The organism is Polynucleobacter sp. AM-26B4, from assembly GCF_018882285.1.
Classification (GTDB): Bacteria; Pseudomonadota; Gammaproteobacteria; order Burkholderiales; family Burkholderiaceae; genus Polynucleobacter.
Genome location: NZ_JACVOT010000008.1, coordinates 1 through 300 on the forward strand (window position 1 = coordinate 1; position 300 = coordinate 300).

The window sequence follows — 300 nt, forward strand, 5'->3', positions numbered from 1 at the left end:
CAACAGCGGCAACGATTGCTTCTAACGTCAATGCTTACGCTATTACTCAGAACACGGTCACAAATGCCAATAACTCTAACTATGACATCACGTTTGTTGATGGCACATTGACAGTGAACCGCCGTCCTGTAACCGTTACAGCTGATAGCAAGACCCGTGTGTATGGTGATGTGAACCCAACATTGACATTTGCTGTAGCGGCTGATGGCACAGGTACTAGCCGTGGCATGTACAACAGCCAGTCATTGAGTGGCTCAGTAACAACAGCGGCAACGATTGCTTCTAACGTCAATGCTTACG

Annotated in this window: 1 protein-coding gene; it reads left to right on the forward strand. The window is 47.7% G+C overall.

Annotated features, from left to right (window positions below; genetic code table 11):
• Positions 1-300: MBG domain-containing protein (locus ICE88_RS08445; protein WP_216252052.1), on the forward strand; the 300-nt coding region annotated here is incomplete at both ends.